Raw genomic sequence first — 18482 nt, 5'->3', positions numbered from 1 at the left:
ATGGCTACATCGACTGCAGAACATCACGCTGTGCGGCTCGCGCATGCCGAAGCGCATGCCGCGTTGCACGGCCTGTCGCTAACGCCGCTGCGGCGTCAGGTGTATGCGGCGATTGTCGCCAGCGAACGGCCCGTGGGCGCCTATGAGTTGCTGGCCGCGCTCGAACCCGAACGCGGCCGCGTGCCGCCCACCACCGTCTACCGCGCGCTCGACTTTCTGCTCGAGCATGGCTTCGTGCATCGCATCGAGTCGAAAAACGCGTTTGTCGCCTGCTGCGAGGTCGGCGTGCCGCACTGCAGCCAGTTTCTGATGTGCGACCGCTGCGGGGCGACCGTCGAGATTCCGGGCGACGGCCTCGCCGAACAGTTGTCGCATAGCGCGCCGGCACATGGCTTCGAGGTACACCGTCAGGTCGTCGAATTGAGCGGTCTTTGCGCGTTGTGCGCACGCGCGTCGCGCGCCGTCGCGCCCATATGAGCCATCGCTTCACGTTTGCAATTCATTCAACCCTCACGCAGCAGGACACATAATGAAGAAGACGAGCACGAGGTTGTTGTCCAGATATGTCGCCGCAGTTACAGCCGCGTTCGCGTTAAGCCATGCAGCATTTGCCGCGGATGCGAAAATCCCCGTGGTAGCCGCGGAAAACTTTTATGGCGACGTGGTGCAGCAACTCGGCGGCGAGCGCGTCGACGTGACCAGCATTCTCAGCAATCCGGACCAGGACCCGCATCTGTTCGAAGCCAGCCCGAAGACGGCGCGCGCGTTGCAGCACGCGAGCATCGTGGTCTACAACGGTGCCGACTACGATCCGTGGATGGTGAAACTGCTGGCGGCTTCGAAGGGCGCGAAGCGCACGACGATCGTCGCGGCCGAGCTTAGCGGCAAGAAGAGCGGCGACAATCCGCATCTCTGGTACGACCCGTCGACCATGCCCAAGGTGGCGCGCGCGGTGAACGAGGCGCTCGTCGCGGCCGACCCGGCGCACAAGTCGGCGTACGATGCGAACCTCGCGAAGTTTCTCGATTCGCTGAAACCGGTGGAGGCGAAGGTTGCCGAACTGCATGCGCATTACGCGGGCACGCCGGTCACGGCAACCGAGCCGGTGTTCGGCTATATGTCGGACGCGATCGGACTAAGCATGCGCAATATGCGCTTTCAACTGGCCGCCATGAACGACACCGAAGCGAGCGCGTCCGACATCGCCGCGTTCGAACGAGATCTGCGTGAAAAACGCGTGCGCGTGCTGATCTATAACAGCCAGGCAACCGAGGCTCTGACCAAACGCATGTTGAAACTCGCGCAGCAATCGAAGGTGCCGACCATGAGCGTCACCGAGACCGAGCCGGCCGGCAACACTTATCAGACGTGGATGCTCTCGCAGCTCGACGCGCTCGGCGCAGCGCTCGCCAAAGGCGACGCGGCCGGCGTCAAAGGAAAAACCCAATGAATGTTACCGGCCGCAGCACGCCAGCCAATCTGTCAGCGAGCGCAGCGACGCTCGCGGCGAGCCGCGCGCCCGTGCTTGAACTCGATCACGTCACGCTCGAACTCGGCGACCGCACGATCTTGCGCGATGCCGGCTTCGTCGTGAATCAGGGTGAATTCATCGGCGTGCTCGGGCCGAACGGCGCGGGCAAGACCACGCTGATGCGCGCGGTGCTCGGCCTCGTGCCGGCGGCAAGCGGTTCGATCCGCGTACTGGGGCAGCCGGTGGAGCGCGGCAACGCGTCGATCGGTTATATGCCGCAAACGCGCAGCGCGCTCGCTGGACGGCGAGTGCGTGGCCGCGATTTCGTGGCGATGGCGGCCGACGGCCACCGTTGGGGCCTACCTCACGCAGACGCCAGAACGCGCGCGGACGTCGAGCGCGTGCTAGAACTGGTCGACGGCCGCAAGCTCGCCGAGCGGCCGTTATCCGAACTCTCGGGCGGCGAGCGGCAGCGCCTGCTGCTCGCGCAATGTCTGCTGGGCGCGCCGAAACTGCTGCTGCTGGACGAACCGCTCATCAGCCTCGACCCGCATCATCAGAAGAGCGTGGTCGAACTCGTGCGGCGCGTGCAGCAGGAACTCGGCATTGCCGTGCTGTTCTCGGCGCACGAACTGAATCCGCTGCTCAACTCGCTCGATCGCGTGCTGTATCTCGGCAGCGGCGTGGCCGCGCTCGGCACCGTCGACGAGGTCATCACGCGGCCCGTGCTGTCGCGCCTCTACGGTTCGCCCATCGACGTGATGCGCGTGAACGGCCGCATCTTCGTGATGTCGGGCGGCGTCGAAGTAGAAAAACACGATCACGAACATGAACATGACGGGAACGGCGGTCACTCGCATTCCCATGGTCATTCGCACGGACCCGCGCACGACCACTCACACCAGCACGACTCACGCGACGGACATAAGCACGATGTTTGAATACGACTTCATGGTAAACGCGTTCGCGGCGTCGGGAATCGTCGCGGTGCTCGCGGGCGTGGTCGGCTATTTTCTCGTGATGCGCGGACAGACGTTCGCCGGCCACGCGCTTTCGCATGTCGGCTTCACCGGCGCGACCGGCGCCGTGCTGATCGGCATTTCGCCGATCTGGGGCATGGTCGGCTTCACGCTCGCGGCCGGCGTCGGCATGGGCGCGCTCGGCGAGCGCCTTGCCGGACGCGACGTGGCGATCGGAGTGATCCTTTCGCTGTCGCTCGGCTTCGGCCTGCTGTTTCTGCACTTCTTCACGGCCTACGCGACGCAGGTCACAGCGCTGCTGTTCGGCAACGTGCTCGGCGTAAATGAGTCGACGCTCGCTGTGCTGGCGGGCTTGGGCGTCGTCAGCCTGCTGGCGCTCGCGGCGATCATGCGACCGTTGCTGTTCGCTTCATTGCAGCCCGAACTGGCCGAAGCAAAGGGCGTGTCGTTGCGTCTCGTGTCGGTGCTGTTTCTCGCGATTGCCGCGCTCGCAGTGGCCGCGTGCACGCAGATCGTCGGCGTGCTGCTGGTCTTCACGCTGATGGTCGGTCCGGCCGCCGCCGCGCAAAACATGACGACGCGGCTTTCCGCCGGCCTCGTGCTCGCCGCCGTATTCGCGTTGCTGCAGGCGTGGCTGGGCGTGACGCTCGCGTTCTATACCGATTGGCCGACGAGCTTCTGGATCACCGCGCTGTCGGCGGTGGTGTATGGCGGAAGTCTGCTGAAGCGCCGCTAATCTGATAGGCGCTGGATGCGATGGCGGCCCGCAACGGCGCCGCCATCGGTACAAAAGATTTCAGCCGAGCAAGACCTTCGCGTGATGCGCGATGTGATCCTCGATGAAGGTCGAGATGAAGTAATAGCCGTGGTCGTAGCCGGCATGGCGGCGCAACGTCAGCGGTTGGCCCGCCTCACGGCATGCGGCTTCGAACACGTCCGGGTACAACTGCTCGGCGAGGAACTGGTCGGCGAGTCCCTGATCGACCAGAATCCCCTCCGCGAACTTGCGCGATGCGCGCCCCACGAGTTCGCTTGCGTCGTATTCCTTCCACGTCTCGCGGTCCTCGCCGAGATAGCCGCTGAACGCTTTCTCGCCCCAAGGGCAGCGCGTGGGCGCCGCTATCGGCGCGAAGGCCGACACCGAGCGATAGATGTCCGGGTTGCGCAGCGCCAGCATCAACGCACCGTGGCCGCCCATTGAATGCCCAAAGATGCCGAGCCGCGAGCCGTCGACGGGAAGCTCGTTGCTCACCGTTTCGCGCAGCTCGTCGCGCACGTACGAGTACATCCGATAGTGCCGCGCCCAGGGCTCCTGCGTTGCATCGACGTAAAAGCCCGCGCCCACGCCGAAGTCCCACGAAGCACTCTCGTTCGGCACGCCCGCGCCTCGCGGGCTCGTATCGGGCGCGACGAGCGCAACGCCATGTTGCGCGGCGAAGCGCTGTGCGCCGGCCTTGATCGCGAACGTCTCTTCGGTACAGGTGAGCCCCGCCAGATAAAACAGCGCGGGCACCTTCGCATCAGGCTGCAGCGCCTGCGGCGGCAGATACACCGAGAAGCGCATTGGCAGGCCGATGGTTTGCGACTCGTGCCGGTAAAAGCGCTGCTCGCCGCCATGACAGGCGTGCGACGACAGTAGCTCAAGCATCGTCTTGCTCCTTATTGGTCGCTTTCATTGAGTCGCTTTCATTGAGTCGCTTTCAATGAGCCGCGTCAATACAGCACGACCGAGCGGATCGACTCGCCCTTCTTCATCAGATCGAAGCCCTCGTTGATGCGCTCGAGCGGCAGACGGTGCGTGATGAGGTCGTCGATATTGATCTTGCCTTCCATGTACCAGTCGACGATTTTCGGCACGTCGGTGCGGCCACGCGCGCCGCCGAACGCAGAACCTTTCCACTCGCGGCCCGTCACGAGCTGGAACGGACGCGTGCTGATCTCCTCGCCCGCCGCTGCCACGCCGATGATGAACGACTGGCCCCAGCCCTTATGCGTGCATTCGAGTGCCTGACGCATCACCTTCGTATTGCCGATGCATTCGAACGAATAGTCGGCGCCGCCGTCGGTAAGCTGCACGATGTGATCGACCACGTTCTCGACTTCGTTCGGGTTGATGAAGTGCGTCATGCCGAATTTTTTCGCGAGTTCCACGCGGCCCGGATTGATGTCCACACCAATGATCTTGTCCGCGCCCACCATCTTCGCGCCTTGAATCACATTCAGACCGATGCCGCCGAGCCCGAATACAACCACGTTTGCGCCCGCTTCCACCTTCGCCGAATACACGACCGCGCCAACGCCCGTCGTCACGCCGCAGCCGATGTAGCAGATCTTGTCGAACGGCGCGTCTTCACGGACCTTGGCGACCGCGATTTCCGGCACGACGATGTAGTTCGAAAAGGTAGACGTGCCCATGTAGTGAAACAAAGGCTTGCCGTCCAGCGAGAAACGCGACGTGGCGTCGGGCATCAAACCCTTGCCTTGCGTCGAGCGGATCGCCTGACACAGGTTGGTCTTGCGCGACAGACAGAATTTGCACTGACGGCATTCCGGCGTGTAAAGAGGAATGACGTGATCGCCTTTCTTCAGCGTGCCGACGCCCGGACCCGTATCGACGATTACGCCCGCGCCTTCGTGGCCGAGAATCGCCGGGAAAATGCCTTCGGGATCGGCGCCCGAGAGCGTGTAGTAATCGGTGTGGCAGATGCCCGTCGCTTTCACTTCGATCAGGACTTCGCCTGCGCGCGGTCCTTCGAGATCGACTTCTTCGATCGTCAACGGTGCGCCGGCTTTCCATGCGATTGCTGCTTTGGTCTTCATCGTGAATGCTCCTGTGAGTCTGTGAATGCGACGCGCGTCGCCGCCCACGGCATGGCGGCGCGCGAATATCCTGGGATCATGCTGCGGTCGACGCCTGCGCCGCGCGAGCTACAGGCTAACGCATGAAAAGCGTCATGGTATTGCAAAGTGCGTCACGGCATTGTCGGCAGGTGACATTACCGCTCTCTTCATCAAGCGCCGGTGCGTGCGTCGAACCATGTTTCGACGCGACCATACAGATCCAGAAAACGTGCGTAGCGTTCGGCGAGCGCGTGATCGCCTCGCGGGCTCGCCACGTGTGTGGCACCGGGCGCGAGCGCAGCGAGATCGTGCACATGCCAGTGACCGCTCGCAATGCCACCCAGAATGGCCGCGCCGCGCGGGGCGGCATTCGGAGAATCGACCGCGTGCAGTTCCGCGTTCAGCGCATCGGCGAGCAACTGGCGCCAGCGTGCATCGACGGAACCGCCTCCTGCCAGCTTCAATGACGTCACTGTTGCGCCGCTCGCGCGGATCGCGTCGAGCCCCGCGCGCAGCGAAAAGGCAACGCCTTCGAACGCGGCGCGCATCATCGCGCCGCGCGTGTGATCGAGAGCAAGGCCGAGCCAACCGCCGCGCGCCGTGGGATTGAGCCACGGTGTGCGCTCGCCTGTGAGGTAGGGGAGGAAGGTGAGCGGCGCTGTCGCTGCGGCCGCATTAGCGTTGATGCCAGACCCGTGGTTCGTGTGATCGCCGAAGGCTTCGGCATAAGCATCGGTCCATTCGTAGCATAGCCATCCGCGCGCGCGCTCGAGCGCAATGCCCACGTTCTGCATAGCCGCCATGCGATACCAGTGATCGCTCGCCGCGCGATAACGATGCAAGCCTTTAACCGCCTGTGGCTCGTGCTCGGCGAGCACGACGATCTGGCCACCGGTGCCGGTCGTCAGAAGCGCGTCGCCGTCGCGTGCAATGCCGCTGCCGAGCGCGGCGCATGACGTGTCCGCGGCGCCGGTCGCGAGCACGATCCCGGCACGCAGACCCAAGGCCTGCGCGGCGTTCTGTGACAACACGCCGGCAGCTGCATAAGACGGTCCCAACGGTGCGAACCACTCGTGCGGAATGCCGAGCCGTTCGACCAGCGCCGCGTCCCACGCGCCATCAGGATCGGCGAGCGCGGTCGCGCAGGCGTCCGACGGATCGGTCGCGACCGCGCCGCCGAGCGCGACGCGCAGCCAGTCTTTCGGTTGCAATGCCCAGCGCGTGCGGCGCGCGGACTCCGGTTCATGCAACACGATCCAGCGCAGCAATGGACCGGCCATGCCGGGCGCCACCGGATTCGGCTGCGGGTCGGGCCACGCGTCGAGCAAAGTTCGCGCGCGCGTGTCGGGCCACAGCATTGCAGGCCGCACCGCATTGCCGGCTTCGTCGATCAGCACGACGCCATGCATTTGCCCCGACAAACCGACCGCCTTGACCCCGCGACGCAAGCTCTCGGGCAAGCGTGCAGCCGCTTCGCACAGCGCGCGCCACCACGTCTGCACCGACGTCTCCGCCCAGCCGGCGTGCGGCGTCTCAAGGGCATAAGCGACGCTCGCGGCGGCCTGCTCATGGCCGTCTTCATCGACGATTGCAACTTTGAGGGAGCCGGTGCCGAGGTCGATGCCGAGAAAGCTCATGAGTGATGGAGCGTCGTCAGTTAAGGTGTAAGTGAGAGCACGCGGACCGTGCCGCGAGCGGCGACTTTTACTAGCCGCGTGATGTGTGCAAGCTTGGCGCTGCCGCGTGCGCAAAGCCGCCGAATCGCGGGTTAACCCCGGCCGGCGGCGAGTTGCACGAAAACACGACTATGTGGCCACCCGGATACACCTGATCGATTCTCACATATATCGCGGCGCTCGGGCACGTGGCGCGACCGCGCGCGCATCGCCGCTGCAAGGGGCTGACCGCCGATCAACCCGCCGCTCGCCCGGATTCCGGCTTTCAAAACCGGCTTGCGCATATCGTCACCGGGAATGCCGGAATAGGCTCCAGCGGTCTTGTTGCGCTTTTTCGTCCCCGATACCTTGGAGTCCATCCCAAAACCAGATTGTGGAGAGAGACGTTATGCAATCGAACACGGTTCACCCGTGCGACGAGCGGCTGCCCGCGGGCCAGTTGCTCACCCTCGGCATCCAGCACGTTTTGGTGATGTACGCGGGCGCTGTCGCGGTCCCGCTGATCGTCGGCGCGGCGCTGAAATTGCCGAAAGAACAGATCGCGTTTCTGATCAGCGCCGACCTGTTTTCCTGCGGCATCGCCACGTTGATCCAGACGCTCGGCTTGTGGATTTTCGGCATCCGCCTGCCGGTCATCATGGGCTGCACGTTCGCCGCAGTCGGTCCGATGGTCGCGATCGGGACGAATCCGTCGCTCGGCATTCTCGACATCTTCGGCTCGACGATTGCCGCGGGCGTGATCGGCATCCTGCTTGCGCCGGCTGTCGGCAAGCTGCTGCGCTTCTTCCCGCCGGTGGTGATCGGCGTGGTGATTTCGGTGATCGGTCTGTCACTGATGGGCGTCGGCATCAACTGGGCTGCCGGCGGCGTGGGCAATCCCGACTACGGCAACCCCGTCTACCTCGGCCTGTCGCTGCTCGTGCTGATGCTGATTCTGCTCATCAACAAGTTTGCCAAGGGCTTCATCGCGAATATTTCTGTATTGCTCGGCATTGTCGCGGGCTTCGTGATCGCGTTGGCCCTCGGCCGCGTCGACATGGACGGCGTCACGCACGCACCATGGGTCGGCTTCGTCATGCCGTTCCACTTCGGCCTGCCGCACTTCGATCCGTTGTCGATTGCGACCATGGTCACCGTGATGTTCGTCACCTTCATCGAATCGACGGGCATGTTCCTCGCGGTCGGCGATATGGTCGATCGTCCGGTCGATCAGAAAGCGCTGGTGCGCGGCCTGCGCGTGGACGGACTCGGCACGCTGATCGGCGGCATCTTCAACTCCTTTCCGCATACGTCGTTCTCGCAGAACGTCGGCCTGATCGGCGTCACGGGCGTGAAGAGCCGCTTTGTCTGCGCGATGGGCGGCGTGATCCTCGTGTTGCTTGGCCTGTTTCCGAAGATGGCGCAAGTGGTCGCGTCGGTGCCGGCGTTCGTGCTTGGCGGTGCCGGCATCGTGATGTTCGGCATGGTCGCGGCCAATGGCATCAAGGTGCTGTCGAAGGTCGACTTCGTGAAGAATCACCACAACCTGTTCATCGTCGCGGTCAGTATCGGCCTGGGGCTCGTGCCGGTCGTGTCGCCGCACTTCTTTTCCAGACTGCCGCCCGCGTTGTCACCGCTGCTGCACAGTGGAATCTTGCTGGCTTCGGTATCCGCGGTCGTGCTGAATCTGATTTTCAACGGCGTCAAAAGCGAGAAGAAGGCGCAGTGCGAAATCCGCAAGGCCGGTCACGATTTCGATGGACGTGGCGGCAAGGAACAACCGCGCGACGAAATGCTGCGCGCGGCAGATCTGCATTGAGAGAGACGGCTGGGACGCTGAACCGGTAAAGCGCTGGGTTTTACGTGCAACATCTCGCCAGGCGGCGGGGCTCCGCTCGATCCGCTCGACCGCTGCAAAAGAAAACGCCACGGCATGCCGTGGCGTTTTTCTATCTCCGGTCGCTTACCCGTTGAACTGCTGCAACCCTCAGCCGGCGGTCGCAGCCGAAGCCGCTGCCGGCGCACTCGCCGCGCCATAGTCGACGGGCGCGTCGGCCGGACGCGGCTGATCGCCGCTATGCTCGATCCAGCCGCCGCCGAGCGCCTGGTACAACGTCACCAGGTTCTGCAGACGCTCCATGCGCGCGGTAATCAACGACTGCTGCGCCGAATACAAATCGGTCTGCGCGGTCAGCACCAACAGGTAACTGTCGACACCGCTCGTATAACGCAGGTTCGACAGATCCAGCCGGCGCTGCTCCGCAAACGCGTTGCGCTCGAGCGACTGGATCTGCTGATCGTATGTGCCGCGCGCGGCAAGCGCGTCTGCTACCTCGCGGAAGGCCGTCTGAATCGCCTTCTCATACGTGGCGATCTGGACGTTCTTCTGGATATTCGCGAGATCGAGGTTGGCCAGGTTCTGACCGCCTTCGAAAATCGGCAGCGTGATCGACGGCGCGAAACTCCACGCTGCCGAACCCGGCTTGAACAAGCCGCCGAGCGTCGGGCTCAGCGTGCCGAAGCTGCCCGTGAGCGAAACCTTCGGGAAGAAGGCCGCGCGCGCGGCGCCGATATTCGCGTTGGCCGCAAGCAGATTTTCTTCGGCCTCCATGATATCGGGACGACGCGTCAGCAGATCGGATGGCAGACCCGCCGGAATATCCGTAAGCAGATTCTGGTCGTCCAACGTAAGGCCCGGCGCCAGGCCGGCGGGCAGCGGCTCGCCGACCAGCAGCACCAGCGCGTTCTCCGCCTGGGCCCGCAGACGCTCCTGCGCATGCAGGTTCGCGTCTGCCTGCTCGACCACGGTCTGCGCCTGGCGCAGATCGAGTTCGGAGCCCGTGCCGTTGTCGAACTGCAGCTTCGTGATGCGATACGACTCCTGCGCGGTCTTCAGCGTACCTTGCGTAACCTTCAGCAGGTCGTCGAGCTCCAGTACCGTCAGGTACTGATTCGCCACTTGCGAGACCAGCGCGATTTCAGCCGCCTTGCGCGCCTGAGCCGTGGCCAGGTACTGAGCCAACGCCTGGTCCTTCAGGCTTTGAATTCGCCCGAAGAAGTCGATTTCCCACGATGCGTTCAGGCCGACCGAATACGAGTTCGAAATCGTATTGCCGAACACCGACAGATCTTTCGGCGTCCGCTGTTTGCTTTGCGATGCCGCGGCGTCGAGCGTCGGGAACAGACCCGCGCGAACGATCCGGAACTGCGCCTGCGACGCCTGCATGTTCAGCACCGACACGCGCAGATCACGGTTGTTCTTCAGCGCGATCTCGATCAGCTGTTGCATGCGCGGATCGATAAAGAAATCGCGCCAGCCGATGTCGGCCGCGGCCAGGCCGTTCGCGCTACGCGCGCCGGCCCCGCCAGGCTGCGTCGCGCCCGGCTGCGTGGCGTACACGCCGCCGGTCGGGAACGTGCTCGTCACCGGCGCGGCGGGGCGTTCGTACTTCGGCGCCATCGTGCAACCGGCGGCGAGGAACGCGACCGCCACTGCAATCAAAGAGTGTTTTTGCATCTCAATGTCCGTCCTTGCCCGAGCCGTTGCTGTCGGACCCGCCGCCTTGCGGATCATGCGGATGGTGCTGGTTGTAGTGTGCGAGCGCCGCATCCGGGTCTTCCTTATCGCCGCCGAACTTCGCGCGGATCACGACGAAGAACATCGGGATCATGAAGATCGCGAGGAAGGTCGCCGTCAACATACCGCCGATCACGCCCGTACCGATTGCGTGCTGGCTCGCCGAGCCCGCGCCGTTACTGATCGCGAGCGGCATCACGCCGAGAATGAATGCGAGCGAGGTCATCAGAATCGGACGCAGCCGCAGACGTGCCGCTTCCAGCGCGGCCTCGACCGGACCCATGCCTTCGCTCAGCTGCAGCTCGCGCGCGAATTCGACGATCAGAATCGCGTTTTTCGCCGACAGCCCCACTGTTGTCAGAAGACCAACCTGGAAGAACACGTCGTTCTCGAGCCCGCGCAGCGTGGCGGCCAGCAATGCGCCGATCACGCCGAGCGGCACCACCATGATCACGGAGAACGGGATCGACCAGCTTTCATACAGCGCCGCGAGACACAGGAACACGACGAGGATCGAGATGCCGTACAGGATCGGCGCCTGCGAACCGGACTGACGTTCCTGCAACGACAGGCCCGTCCATTCGTAGCCGACACCCGCGGGCAGTTTCGCCACGAGCGCTTCCATTGCCGTCATCGCCTGACCGGTCGACTTGCCCGGTGCCGCCGCGCCCTGGATTTCCACCGCGGAAATACCGTTGTAACGCTCGAGCTTCGGCGAACCGTAGGTCCACTGGCCGCTTGCGAAGGCCGAGAACGGCACCATACCGCCCGCTGTGTTGCGCACGTACCAGGCGTTCAGGTCTTCTGGCGTCATACGGAACGGTGCATCGCCCTGCATGTACACCTTCTTGATCCGGCCGTCCGTATCGAGGAAGTTGTTCACGTATTGCGACGCCCACGCGATCGAGAACGTCTGGTCGATTGCGGACAGCGATACGCCGAGCGCAGAGGCCTTTTCGTGATCGATGTTCACCTTGAACTGCGGCGTATCGTTCAGGCCGTTCGGACGCACCTGAGCCAGCGTCGGATCTTGCGCGGCCATGCCGAGCAGCATGTTGCGCGCTTGCATCAGCTTTTCGTGGCCGACACCCGCGCGGTCCTGCAGCTCGAAGTCGAAGCCCGCAGCCGTGCCGAGTTCCGGAATGGAAGGCGGATTCACCGGATACACGAGCGCGCCCTTGTAGCTGCCGAAGTGCATGAAGAGGCGGCCCACCAGCGCCTGGACCTTTTCATCCGCGTGCTGACGCTGCGCGTAGTCCTTCATCCGCACGAACACGAGACCGGCGTTCTGACCGCGGCCCGCGAAGCTGAAGCCGTTCACCGTGAAGGTGGATTCGACAATCGCCTTTTCGCCGTTGAGCAGATAGTCCGACACGTCTTTCAGCGCGCGAGCCGTGGTTTCCTGCGTGGAACCCGAAGGCGTTTGCACCAGCACGAACATCGTGCCCTGGTCTTCGTCCGGCAGGAACGACTTCGGCAGTTTCACGAACAGCAGACCGACCGCGAAGATCACCACCATGTAGATGATGAGCCAGCGACCCGAGCGCTTGATCACGTGGTGCACGCCCGAGTGATACTTGTCGCGGCTCTTGTTGAAGTTCCGGTTGAACCAGCCGAAGAAGCCCTTCTTCTCTTCGTGATGACCTTGCGGAATCGGCTTGAGAATCGTCGCGCACAAGGCCGGCGTCAGAATCAACGCAACCAGCACCGACAGCACCATGGCGGCCACGATGGTCAGCGAGAATTGCCGGTAGATAGCGCCGACCGAACCGCCCGAGAACGCCACCGGCACGAACACCGCCGACAGCACGAGCGCCACGCCGACCAGCGCGCCGGTAATCTGGTCCATCGCCTTGCGCGTGGCTTCGCGAGGGGATAAGCCCTCCTCCGCCATCACCCGCTCGACGTTTTCCACCACCACGATCGCGTCGTCCACCAGCAGGCCGATTGCCAGCACGAGCCCGAACATGGACAACGTGTTGATCGAGAAGCCGACAATGCTCATGACCGCGAACGTGCCCAACAGCACCACCGGCACTGCGATGGTTGGGATCAGCGTGGCGCGCAGGTTCTGCAGGAACAGGTACATGACCAGGAACACCAGCACGATACCTTCGAGCAGCGTCTTGACCACTTCCTCGATCGACAGACGCACGAACGGCGTGGTGTCGTACGGATACTTGACGACGAGACCGTGCGGGAAGTACTTCGACAACTCGTCGATCTTCGCGCGCACCGCCTTGGCGGTGGCGAGCGCATTCGCGCCCGTGGCGAGCTGGATACCGAAGCCGGCGGTCGGCTGACCGTTGTACTTGGTGTCGAAGTTGTAGTTTTCGCCGCCGAGCTCGACGCGCCCGACGTCCTTGATACGGACCTGCGAGCCGTCGGGATTGACCTTCAGCAGCACGTTGCCGAACTGTTCAGGCGTATTGAGCAGCGTCGCTTCGGTGATGGTCGCCTGCAACACCTGTCCCGGCACCGACGGCGTGCCGCCGAGCGAGCCGCCCGCGACCTGTACGTTCTGCGCCTGCAGCGCGGACTGCACATCCACCGGCGTCAAGCCGAAGTTGGTCAGCTTGTTCGCGTCGAGCCAGATTCGCATTGCGTACTGCGAGCCGAACAGCGTGACCGTGCCCACGCCGTCGATACGGCTGACCGGGTCCTGAATGTTCGACGCCACGTAGTTCGCGAGGTCGTACTTGCTCATGCTGCCGTCTTCGGACACGAACGCCATGACCAGCAGGAAGCTGCTGCTCGACTTCGTGACCTTCGTACCCAACTGCTGCACCGCTTGCGGCAGCAACGGAGTGGCGAGCTGCAGCTTGTTCTGCACCTGCACCTGCGCGATGTCAGGATTGGTGCCGGCCGCGAACGTCAGCGTGATGGTTGCCGTACCCGAGTCGTCCGACGTGGACGACAGGTACAGCAAGTGGTCGAGACCACTCATCTGCTGCTCGATCACCTGCGTGACGGTGTTTTCCACCGTCTTCGCCGAAGCGCCCGGATACGTTGCGCTGATCTGCACGGCCGGCGGCGCGATGGTCGGATATTGCGCGATCGGCAATGTGAACACCGACGCGATACCCGCGAGCATCAAAATGATGGCGATCACCCATGCAAAAATCGGGCGATCAATGAAGAACTTTGCCATGTGGCGGGCTCCCTGTTATTACGCGCCCGATGCAGCGGAGGCAGGTTGACCCGTCTGCGCGCTGCCGCTGGCGGCCGACGCACCTTGAGCGGCTGCGCCGGAGGCGGGGGTAGCGGGAAGTTGCGCGGCAACGGTCTTGACCTGCATGCCCGGTTTTGCCTTGTCGGTGCCCTGCACGATCACGCGGTCACCGGGTTTCAGACCGCTCTCGACCACCCAGTTCGGACCGTACGTGCCCGAGGTGACGAGCTGACGCAACACGACCTTGTTGTCGTCGCCGACGACGAGCGCGGTAGGCTGCCCCTTCTGGTCGTGCGTGATGCCGACTTGCGGTACGACGAGCGCGTTCTCGTTCACGCCTTCCTCGATCTTCGCGCGCACGAACATGCCCGGCAGCAGCACCTTGTCCTTGTTCTGGAAGATCGCGCGGACCGTGACAGAGCCGGTGCCCTGGTCGACCGTCACGTCGGTGAACTGCAGCTTGCCCTTTTCGGAATACGTACGGCCGTCTTCGAGAATGAGCGAGACCTTCGCGGCGTCAGGACCGTTCGTCTTGAGACGCCCTTCCTGCATCTGGCGGCGCAGCTTCAGACCTTCGAGGCTCGATTGCGTCAGGTCGACGTAGACCGGATCGAGTTGCTGCACGGTGGCGAGCAGCGTCGCGGCGCTCGCCTGCACATAAGCGCCCGGCGTGACTTGCGACACGCCGATCTGGCCCGTCACGGGCGAGGTCACGTCGGTATAGCCCAAGTTGATCTGCGCTGTCTCGACCGCTGCCTTGCCCGCGGCGACGTCGGCGGCGGCCTGGCCTTCCGAGGCGACCGCGTTGTCGTAGTCCTGCTTGCTGACCGCATTGGCGGCAACCAGCACCTTGAAGCGGCTTGCCTGCGCCGTGGTGGACGCGAGGTTGGCCTGCGCCTTGGCGAGCGATGCCTTCGCGTTGTTCAGCGTTGCGATGTACGGTGCCGGATCGATCTTGTACAGGCGCTGGCCTGCCTTGACCTGGCCGCCTTCGGTGAACTCGCGGCGCAGCACGATGCCGTCCACCCGCGCGCGCACTTGCGCGACAAGGAAAGCACTGGTGCGGCCCGGCAATTCAGTGACGACAGGTACGGTAGTCGGCTGGACTGTGACGACGCCGACTTCGGGCGTCTGTTGCGGCGGGGCAGATTGTTTTGGTCCGCATGCTGCCAGCAATATGGCAGCCGTCGCGGCACTGATTAAGCGGAATGGAACCCGTTCGACGCGCATGGAGCGACCTCTGTCTATGACTGAGAATGAAAAAGTGCGCGCATCCCTACCCCGGGGACGACGGCGCACACATGCGTCTTGCGACGCTCGACCGAAAGCCATGGGTGCCGACAAGCTGCCAGGCAACCAGAACCAAATGCGCCATACCGGGAAATGCCGCACCGCGCCGCCCGTTGAATCACGGCGCGAAAGCGTTCTGAAGACAACAGTGACGGATATTAACCGGTCGTCACAGCTTGGGCTATCCGATCGTGGGGTGCTATTATATATACATTCACGAATGGATGTAAAAGTGCGTTACTTCTCTTGCGGGGCGGGGACCCGGAAGAAAGCTTCGCCAAACGGTTCAGGGCAAACGGATTGTCATCGAGCGTACTTAAAAAAGCTCGGGAAAACCCGCAATCAGGGCAAGTTAGACAAATATGGTCAGAAGAACCAAAGAAGAAGCGCTGGAGACGCGCAATAGCATCCTCGACGCAGCCGAGCGGGTCTTCTTCGAAAAGGGTGTGTCGCGCACGTCGCTCGCCGACATCGCACAGGCGGCCGGCGTCACGCGCGGCGCCATTTATTGGCACTTCGCGCACAAGAGCGATCTGTTCACCGAAATGTTCGACCGCGTGCTGCTGCCGCTGGACGAACTCAAGGCCGCGTCGCTGGACCCGAACGAGCCCGATCCGCTTGGGCGGCTGATGGAAATCTGCATTGTCTGCGTGCGCGATACCGCGACCGATCAGCGCCGCCGCCGCGTGTTCGACATTCTGTTCCTGAAGTGCGAGCTGGTCGAAGAGATGGGGCCGGTGATGGTCCGCTACCAGACCAATATGCGCGAGGCGCTGATCAAGATCGAAGGCGGCTTGCGCAACGCGATCTCGAAAGGGCAATTGCCGGCAGACCTCGATACGAAGCTCGCTGCGGCCATGGTGCATGCGTTTGTCGGCGGGTCGCTGCGCGATATGCTGTTTCTACCGGATGCCACGAATTTCACCGCGCTCGGTGAGCGGATGGTCGAAGGCATTTTCGATGCACTGCGTCTGAGTCCGGCGTTGCGTAAGACAACGTGAAGCAGCGGCTGGCGGGCCGGATGGGCGCGAGGCGGCCTGCTTGGGTCGTTCGCGGCTGATTGGGCGGTGGCTGGCGTTGCTAGCGTTACTGGCGTTGCTGGGATTGCTGGGATTGCTGTCGGCGCCGTCGTTGCCGGCAACGCTCCCGACGCACCATTTGGCGCAATCAGCCGCGCCTGCTCTCGCGGCGCTCGCTGCCGTGTTGGACCGGCGTTGGGCCGGCATTGTCACGACCTTGGGTCACGACCTTTGAGTCACGACCTTCGCTTCACGACCTTCGCTTCACGGCCTTCGCTTCACGGCCTTTGAGTCACGACCTTTAAGTCGCGGCCTTTGAGTCACGGCCTTTGAGTCGCTACCTTCAACTCGCGGCCTTTCAACCGCGTCCTCCCGCCCGTATCAGCGATTCCGGCTGCGCGCCTTCTGATTCGATGCATAAATGTTGCCGCGCTCCAGCGGCGCACCGCTACTCACGGCGGCAAGCCATTCGTCGGTGCTCGCCACCGCCGCAAAGCGTGATTGCAGCACCACACTGAACACGCGATGAATATCTTCCGCGCTTGCAAAGCCCGCGCTGTTTTCGTAGGGCACCGAGCCGGTTGCATCGTGCAGGAATTCGACGGCGAGGCCCGCGTGGACCGCGTGATTGATCGTCGATGCATCGCAGTTGTGCGTCATGTATCCCACCACCGTGACCGTGTCGATTTGCCGTGCTGCCAGCCAGTCGGCGAGGTCTGTGCCGGTGAAGGCGCTCGGCAGCGACTTCTCCAGATAGTGATCGCGCTCGCGGGAAGCGACCACCGGGTGCAATTCCGCTCCCGCGCTGCCGCGGGCGAACAGCGGCGAAGTGGCGGGCGCGAAGTTCTGCACGATCACCACCGGCACGCCGGCGGCACGCGCGGCGTCGATCGCGCGTCCTATGTTGGCTAGCGAGCTGTGGACGTCCGGATACTCGATCGGCAGATTGCCGCTTACGTATTCGTTCTGCACGTCGATGACGATCAGCGCACGGCGTGGTGTGGTCATGGCAAGACTCCTGTGAAAGGTTGATGAGGTCGCGCGCGACAGACCCGCTAGCTTCAGGCAAGCGAGGCCGCCGCGATGACGCATTGTTCGCCCACACCAGTTTTGGCGACAGCGGCCCGATTGACAATATTCGCTAGAATCGGGCCATCGTCGTCGCTCTTACGAGGTGCCTGACTCATGGCTACATCTGCCGCTTCTGCCGCTTCTCCCCCCGCCGCCGCAAAGCCCGCCGCAAAGCCCGGCGGACAGCGGACGCATATCGTCGCAGTGATCGCGTTCGACCGCATCAGCCCATTTCATCTTTCTGTGCCATGCGTGGTGTTCGGCGAGGACCGCAGCGGTGGTGGCGTCCCCGGTTTCGACTTCCGCGTCTGCGCAGCCGAAACCGGCCCGCTGACGACGACCGCAGGATTCTCGATTGCCGTGACTCACGGCCTCGAGGCGCTCGCCGAAGCCGACACGATCATCGTGCCGAGCTGGCGCGATCCCGCCGAGGCGCCGCCGGCCGCTTTGCTCGATGCACTACGCGCGGCGCACGCACGCGGCGCGCAACTCGTCGGCCTGTGCCTCGGCGCGTTCGTGCTGGCTGCCGCGGGCATTCTCGACGACCGCCCGGCCTCCACGCATTGGGCATGGGCCGACGACTTCGCGCGCCGTTATCCGCGTGTCCGGCTGGATCGCGACGTACTTTATGTCGACGACGGCAACGTGCTGACATCGGCGGGCACGGCTGCCGGCCTGGATTGCTGTCTACATGTGCTGCGCAAGATGTGCGGCGCCGAGGTGGCGAACTTCGTCGCGCGGCGGCTCGTCGTATCGCCGCACCGGCAAGGCGGCCAGGCGCAATACATCCAGCAGCCGGTCCCGCCGAACGTCCGCGAAGACCGGCTGTCGGGTCTGCTTGACTGGGTGTGCGGCAACCTCGACGCGCCGCATACGCTCGACAGCCTCGCGGCCCGCGCGCTGATGAGCAGGCGCACCTTCACGCGGCGCTTCAGGCTCGCCACCGGCACGACCGTCGGCGCGTGGCTGCTTGCACAACGGCTCACGCGCGCGCAGCAGTTGCTGGAGAGCTCGGATGAGTCGGTGGAAGCGATTGCGGGCATCGCCGGTTTCGGCTCGGCGGCGTCATTGCGTCAACACTTCGCGGAAGCCTTTCGGACGTCGCCCTCGGCATGGCGAAGAGAGTTTCGCGGCGCCTGAGGACACAGCGGCCAGGCAGGTGCCGCGTGACACGCACGCTACACGCGAAGCAAACGCGGCGCCACACGCTAACGGCGATCAAGACGCCGGGTAACACATTGAAGGCGAAGCATCGCATCGACGCCGCGAAGCAGCGCCACGTGCAAAGCGACGCGCTTTCGTAGTCGGCCACCGCGAATTCGTAGTCGCGCCCGCACGACACTCGACTTCGCACGCTGCGCGACCGTTCCGCGCGTTCATGCCGCTCACGCGCCGGTCAAGCCGCG

Annotated in this window: 16 protein-coding genes; 8 read left to right on the top strand and 8 right to left on the bottom strand. The window is 63.8% G+C overall.

Going from position 1 to position 18482, the window contains the following annotated elements; all coding sequences use genetic code 11:
• From JMY24_RS00625 to JMY24_RS00610, 4 genes are read left to right on the top strand one after another with little or no spacing between them, the layout of a single operon-like run.
• The gene (locus tag JMY24_RS00625; protein WP_128595770.1) at positions 1 to 477 is read left to right on the top strand and encodes a Fur family transcriptional regulator; all 477 of its coding nucleotides are present in this window, start codon (positions 1 to 3) and stop codon (positions 475 to 477) included.
• 52 nt (positions 478 to 529) lie between these two features.
• Entirely contained in the window at positions 530 to 1450 is a 921-nt protein-coding gene (locus JMY24_RS00620) for a metal ABC transporter solute-binding protein (protein ID WP_128595771.1), read from the top strand.
• The gene (locus tag JMY24_RS00615; RefSeq protein ID WP_201701284.1) at positions 1447 to 2412 is read left to right on the top strand and encodes an ABC transporter ATP-binding protein; all 966 of its coding nucleotides are present in this window, start codon (positions 1447 to 1449) and stop codon (positions 2410 to 2412) included. Before JMY24_RS00620 ends, JMY24_RS00615 begins: the two co-directional genes overlap by 4 nt.
• On the top strand, positions 2405 to 3187 hold the full coding sequence (locus JMY24_RS00610) for a metal ABC transporter permease (protein ID WP_128587519.1): 783 nt from the start codon (positions 2405 to 2407) through the stop codon (positions 3185 to 3187). Before JMY24_RS00615 ends, JMY24_RS00610 begins: the two co-directional genes overlap by 8 nt.
• Positions 3188 to 3247: 60 nt before the next feature.
• On the opposite strand, the gene fghA is transcribed toward JMY24_RS00610, so the two are convergent.
• From fghA to JMY24_RS00590, 4 genes are all read right to left on the bottom strand, one after another.
• A complete protein-coding gene (gene fghA / locus JMY24_RS00605; RefSeq protein ID WP_128595772.1) occupies positions 3248 to 4099 on the bottom strand; it encodes an S-formylglutathione hydrolase in 852 nt (283 codons plus the stop codon).
• A gap of 65 nt (positions 4100 to 4164) precedes the next feature.
• Positions 4165 to 5271 carry an S-(hydroxymethyl)glutathione dehydrogenase/class III alcohol dehydrogenase gene (locus tag JMY24_RS00600; protein WP_020069206.1) on the bottom strand — a complete coding sequence of 369 codons (1107 nt, stop codon included), beginning with the start codon at positions 5269 to 5271 and terminating at the stop codon, positions 4165 to 4167.
• Between the two features lie 191 nt (positions 5272 to 5462).
• A complete protein-coding gene (locus JMY24_RS00595) occupies positions 5463 to 6929 on the bottom strand; it encodes a xylulokinase (protein WP_201701283.1) in 1467 nt (488 codons plus the stop codon).
• A 131-nt stretch (positions 6930 to 7060) separates the two neighbouring features.
• The gene (locus JMY24_RS00590) at positions 7061 to 7327 is read right to left on the bottom strand and encodes a hypothetical protein (RefSeq protein WP_193414929.1); all 267 of its coding nucleotides are present in this window, start codon (positions 7325 to 7327) and stop codon (positions 7061 to 7063) included.
• A gap of 29 nt (positions 7328 to 7356) precedes the next feature.
• Between JMY24_RS00590 and JMY24_RS00585 the strand changes: the two genes are divergently transcribed.
• Complete coding sequence (locus JMY24_RS00585) at positions 7357 to 8766, top strand: nucleobase:cation symporter-2 family protein (RefSeq protein ID WP_128592382.1); 1410 nt, start codon at positions 7357 to 7359, stop codon at positions 8764 to 8766.
• A 168-nt stretch (positions 8767 to 8934) separates the two neighbouring features.
• Here JMY24_RS00585 and JMY24_RS00580 read toward each other — a convergent pair whose 3' ends face one another.
• From JMY24_RS00580 to JMY24_RS00570, 3 genes are read right to left on the bottom strand one after another with little or no spacing between them, the layout of a single operon-like run.
• Positions 8935 to 10464 carry an efflux transporter outer membrane subunit gene (locus JMY24_RS00580; RefSeq protein ID WP_201701282.1) on the bottom strand — a complete coding sequence of 510 codons (1530 nt, stop codon included), beginning with the start codon at positions 10462 to 10464 and terminating at the stop codon, positions 8935 to 8937.
• A gap of 1 nt (position 10465) precedes the next feature.
• A complete protein-coding gene (locus JMY24_RS00575) occupies positions 10466 to 13675 on the bottom strand; it encodes an efflux RND transporter permease subunit (protein WP_128591281.1) in 3210 nt (1069 codons plus the stop codon).
• An 18-nt stretch (positions 13676 to 13693) separates the two neighbouring features.
• The gene (locus JMY24_RS00570; protein ID WP_128595773.1) at positions 13694 to 14926 is read right to left on the bottom strand and encodes an efflux RND transporter periplasmic adaptor subunit; all 1233 of its coding nucleotides are present in this window, start codon (positions 14924 to 14926) and stop codon (positions 13694 to 13696) included.
• Positions 14927 to 15348: 422 nt separating this feature from the next.
• Between JMY24_RS00570 and JMY24_RS00565 the strand changes: the two genes are divergently transcribed.
• A complete protein-coding gene (locus tag JMY24_RS00565; protein ID WP_128595774.1) occupies positions 15349 to 15987 on the top strand; it encodes a TetR family transcriptional regulator in 639 nt (212 codons plus the stop codon).
• A gap of 399 nt (positions 15988 to 16386) precedes the next feature.
• Here JMY24_RS00565 and JMY24_RS00560 read toward each other — a convergent pair whose 3' ends face one another.
• Entirely contained in the window at positions 16387 to 17013 is a 627-nt protein-coding gene (locus JMY24_RS00560) for a cysteine hydrolase family protein (protein WP_128595775.1), read from the bottom strand.
• A 177-nt stretch (positions 17014 to 17190) separates the two neighbouring features.
• Here JMY24_RS00560 and JMY24_RS00555 point away from each other — a divergent pair, with 177 nt between their 5' ends.
• Together JMY24_RS00555 and JMY24_RS00550 are read left to right on the top strand one after the other, a co-directional pair.
• Positions 17191 to 18216, top strand: a complete 1026-nt coding sequence (locus JMY24_RS00555; protein WP_236597300.1) for a helix-turn-helix domain-containing protein — start codon at positions 17191 to 17193, stop codon at positions 18214 to 18216.
• Positions 18217 to 18242: 26 nt separating this feature from the next.
• Complete coding sequence (locus tag JMY24_RS00550; RefSeq protein ID WP_164853594.1) at positions 18243 to 18380, top strand: hypothetical protein; 138 nt, start codon at positions 18243 to 18245, stop codon at positions 18378 to 18380.
• The last annotated feature ends 102 nt before the right edge of the window (positions 18381 to 18482 follow it).

Origin of the sequence: Paraburkholderia kirstenboschensis, assembly GCF_904848585.1 — a bacterium.
In the GTDB taxonomy this organism is placed as follows: Bacteria; Pseudomonadota; Gammaproteobacteria; order Burkholderiales; family Burkholderiaceae; genus Paraburkholderia; species Paraburkholderia kirstenboschensis.
Note: the sequence above shows the minus strand (reverse complement) of the source record. Positions and strands in the feature narration are given on the sequence as shown.

What these genes read in the sequence shown, in the direction of transcription:
- JMY24_RS00625 (WP_128595770.1), top strand. Translation starts at nt 1, where the DNA reads ATGGCTACATCGACTGCAGAACATCACGCTGTGCGGCTCGCGCATGCC.
- JMY24_RS00620 (WP_128595771.1), top strand. Translation starts at nt 530, where the DNA reads ATGAAGAAGACGAGCACGAGGTTGTTGTCCAGATATGTCGCCGCAGTT.
- JMY24_RS00615 (WP_201701284.1), top strand. Translation starts at nt 1,447, where the DNA reads ATGAATGTTACCGGCCGCAGCACGCCAGCCAATCTGTCAGCGAGCGCA.
- JMY24_RS00610 (WP_128587519.1), top strand. Translation starts at nt 2,405, where the DNA reads ATGTTTGAATACGACTTCATGGTAAACGCGTTCGCGGCGTCGGGAATC.
- fghA (WP_128595772.1), bottom strand. Translation starts at nt 4,099, where the DNA reads ATGCTTGAGCTACTGTCGTCGCACGCCTGTCATGGCGGCGAGCAGCGC.
- JMY24_RS00600 (WP_020069206.1), bottom strand. Translation starts at nt 5,271, where the DNA reads ATGAAGACCAAAGCAGCAATCGCATGGAAAGCCGGCGCACCGTTGACG.
- JMY24_RS00595 (WP_201701283.1), bottom strand. Translation starts at nt 6,929, where the DNA reads ATGAGCTTTCTCGGCATCGACCTCGGCACCGGCTCCCTCAAAGTTGCA.
- JMY24_RS00590 (WP_193414929.1), bottom strand. Translation starts at nt 7,327, where the DNA reads ATGGACTCCAAGGTATCGGGGACGAAAAAGCGCAACAAGACCGCTGGA.
- JMY24_RS00585 (WP_128592382.1), top strand. Translation starts at nt 7,357, where the DNA reads ATGCAATCGAACACGGTTCACCCGTGCGACGAGCGGCTGCCCGCGGGC.
- JMY24_RS00580 (WP_201701282.1), bottom strand. Translation starts at nt 10,464, where the DNA reads ATGCAAAAACACTCTTTGATTGCAGTGGCGGTCGCGTTCCTCGCCGCC.
- JMY24_RS00575 (WP_128591281.1), bottom strand. Translation starts at nt 13,675, where the DNA reads ATGGCAAAGTTCTTCATTGATCGCCCGATTTTTGCATGGGTGATCGCC.
- JMY24_RS00570 (WP_128595773.1), bottom strand. Translation starts at nt 14,926, where the DNA reads ATGCGCGTCGAACGGGTTCCATTCCGCTTAATCAGTGCCGCGACGGCT.
- JMY24_RS00565 (WP_128595774.1), top strand. Translation starts at nt 15,349, where the DNA reads ATGGTCAGAAGAACCAAAGAAGAAGCGCTGGAGACGCGCAATAGCATC.
- JMY24_RS00560 (WP_128595775.1), bottom strand. Translation starts at nt 17,013, where the DNA reads ATGACCACACCACGCCGTGCGCTGATCGTCATCGACGTGCAGAACGAA.
- JMY24_RS00555 (WP_236597300.1), top strand. Translation starts at nt 17,191, where the DNA reads ATGGCTACATCTGCCGCTTCTGCCGCTTCTCCCCCCGCCGCCGCAAAG.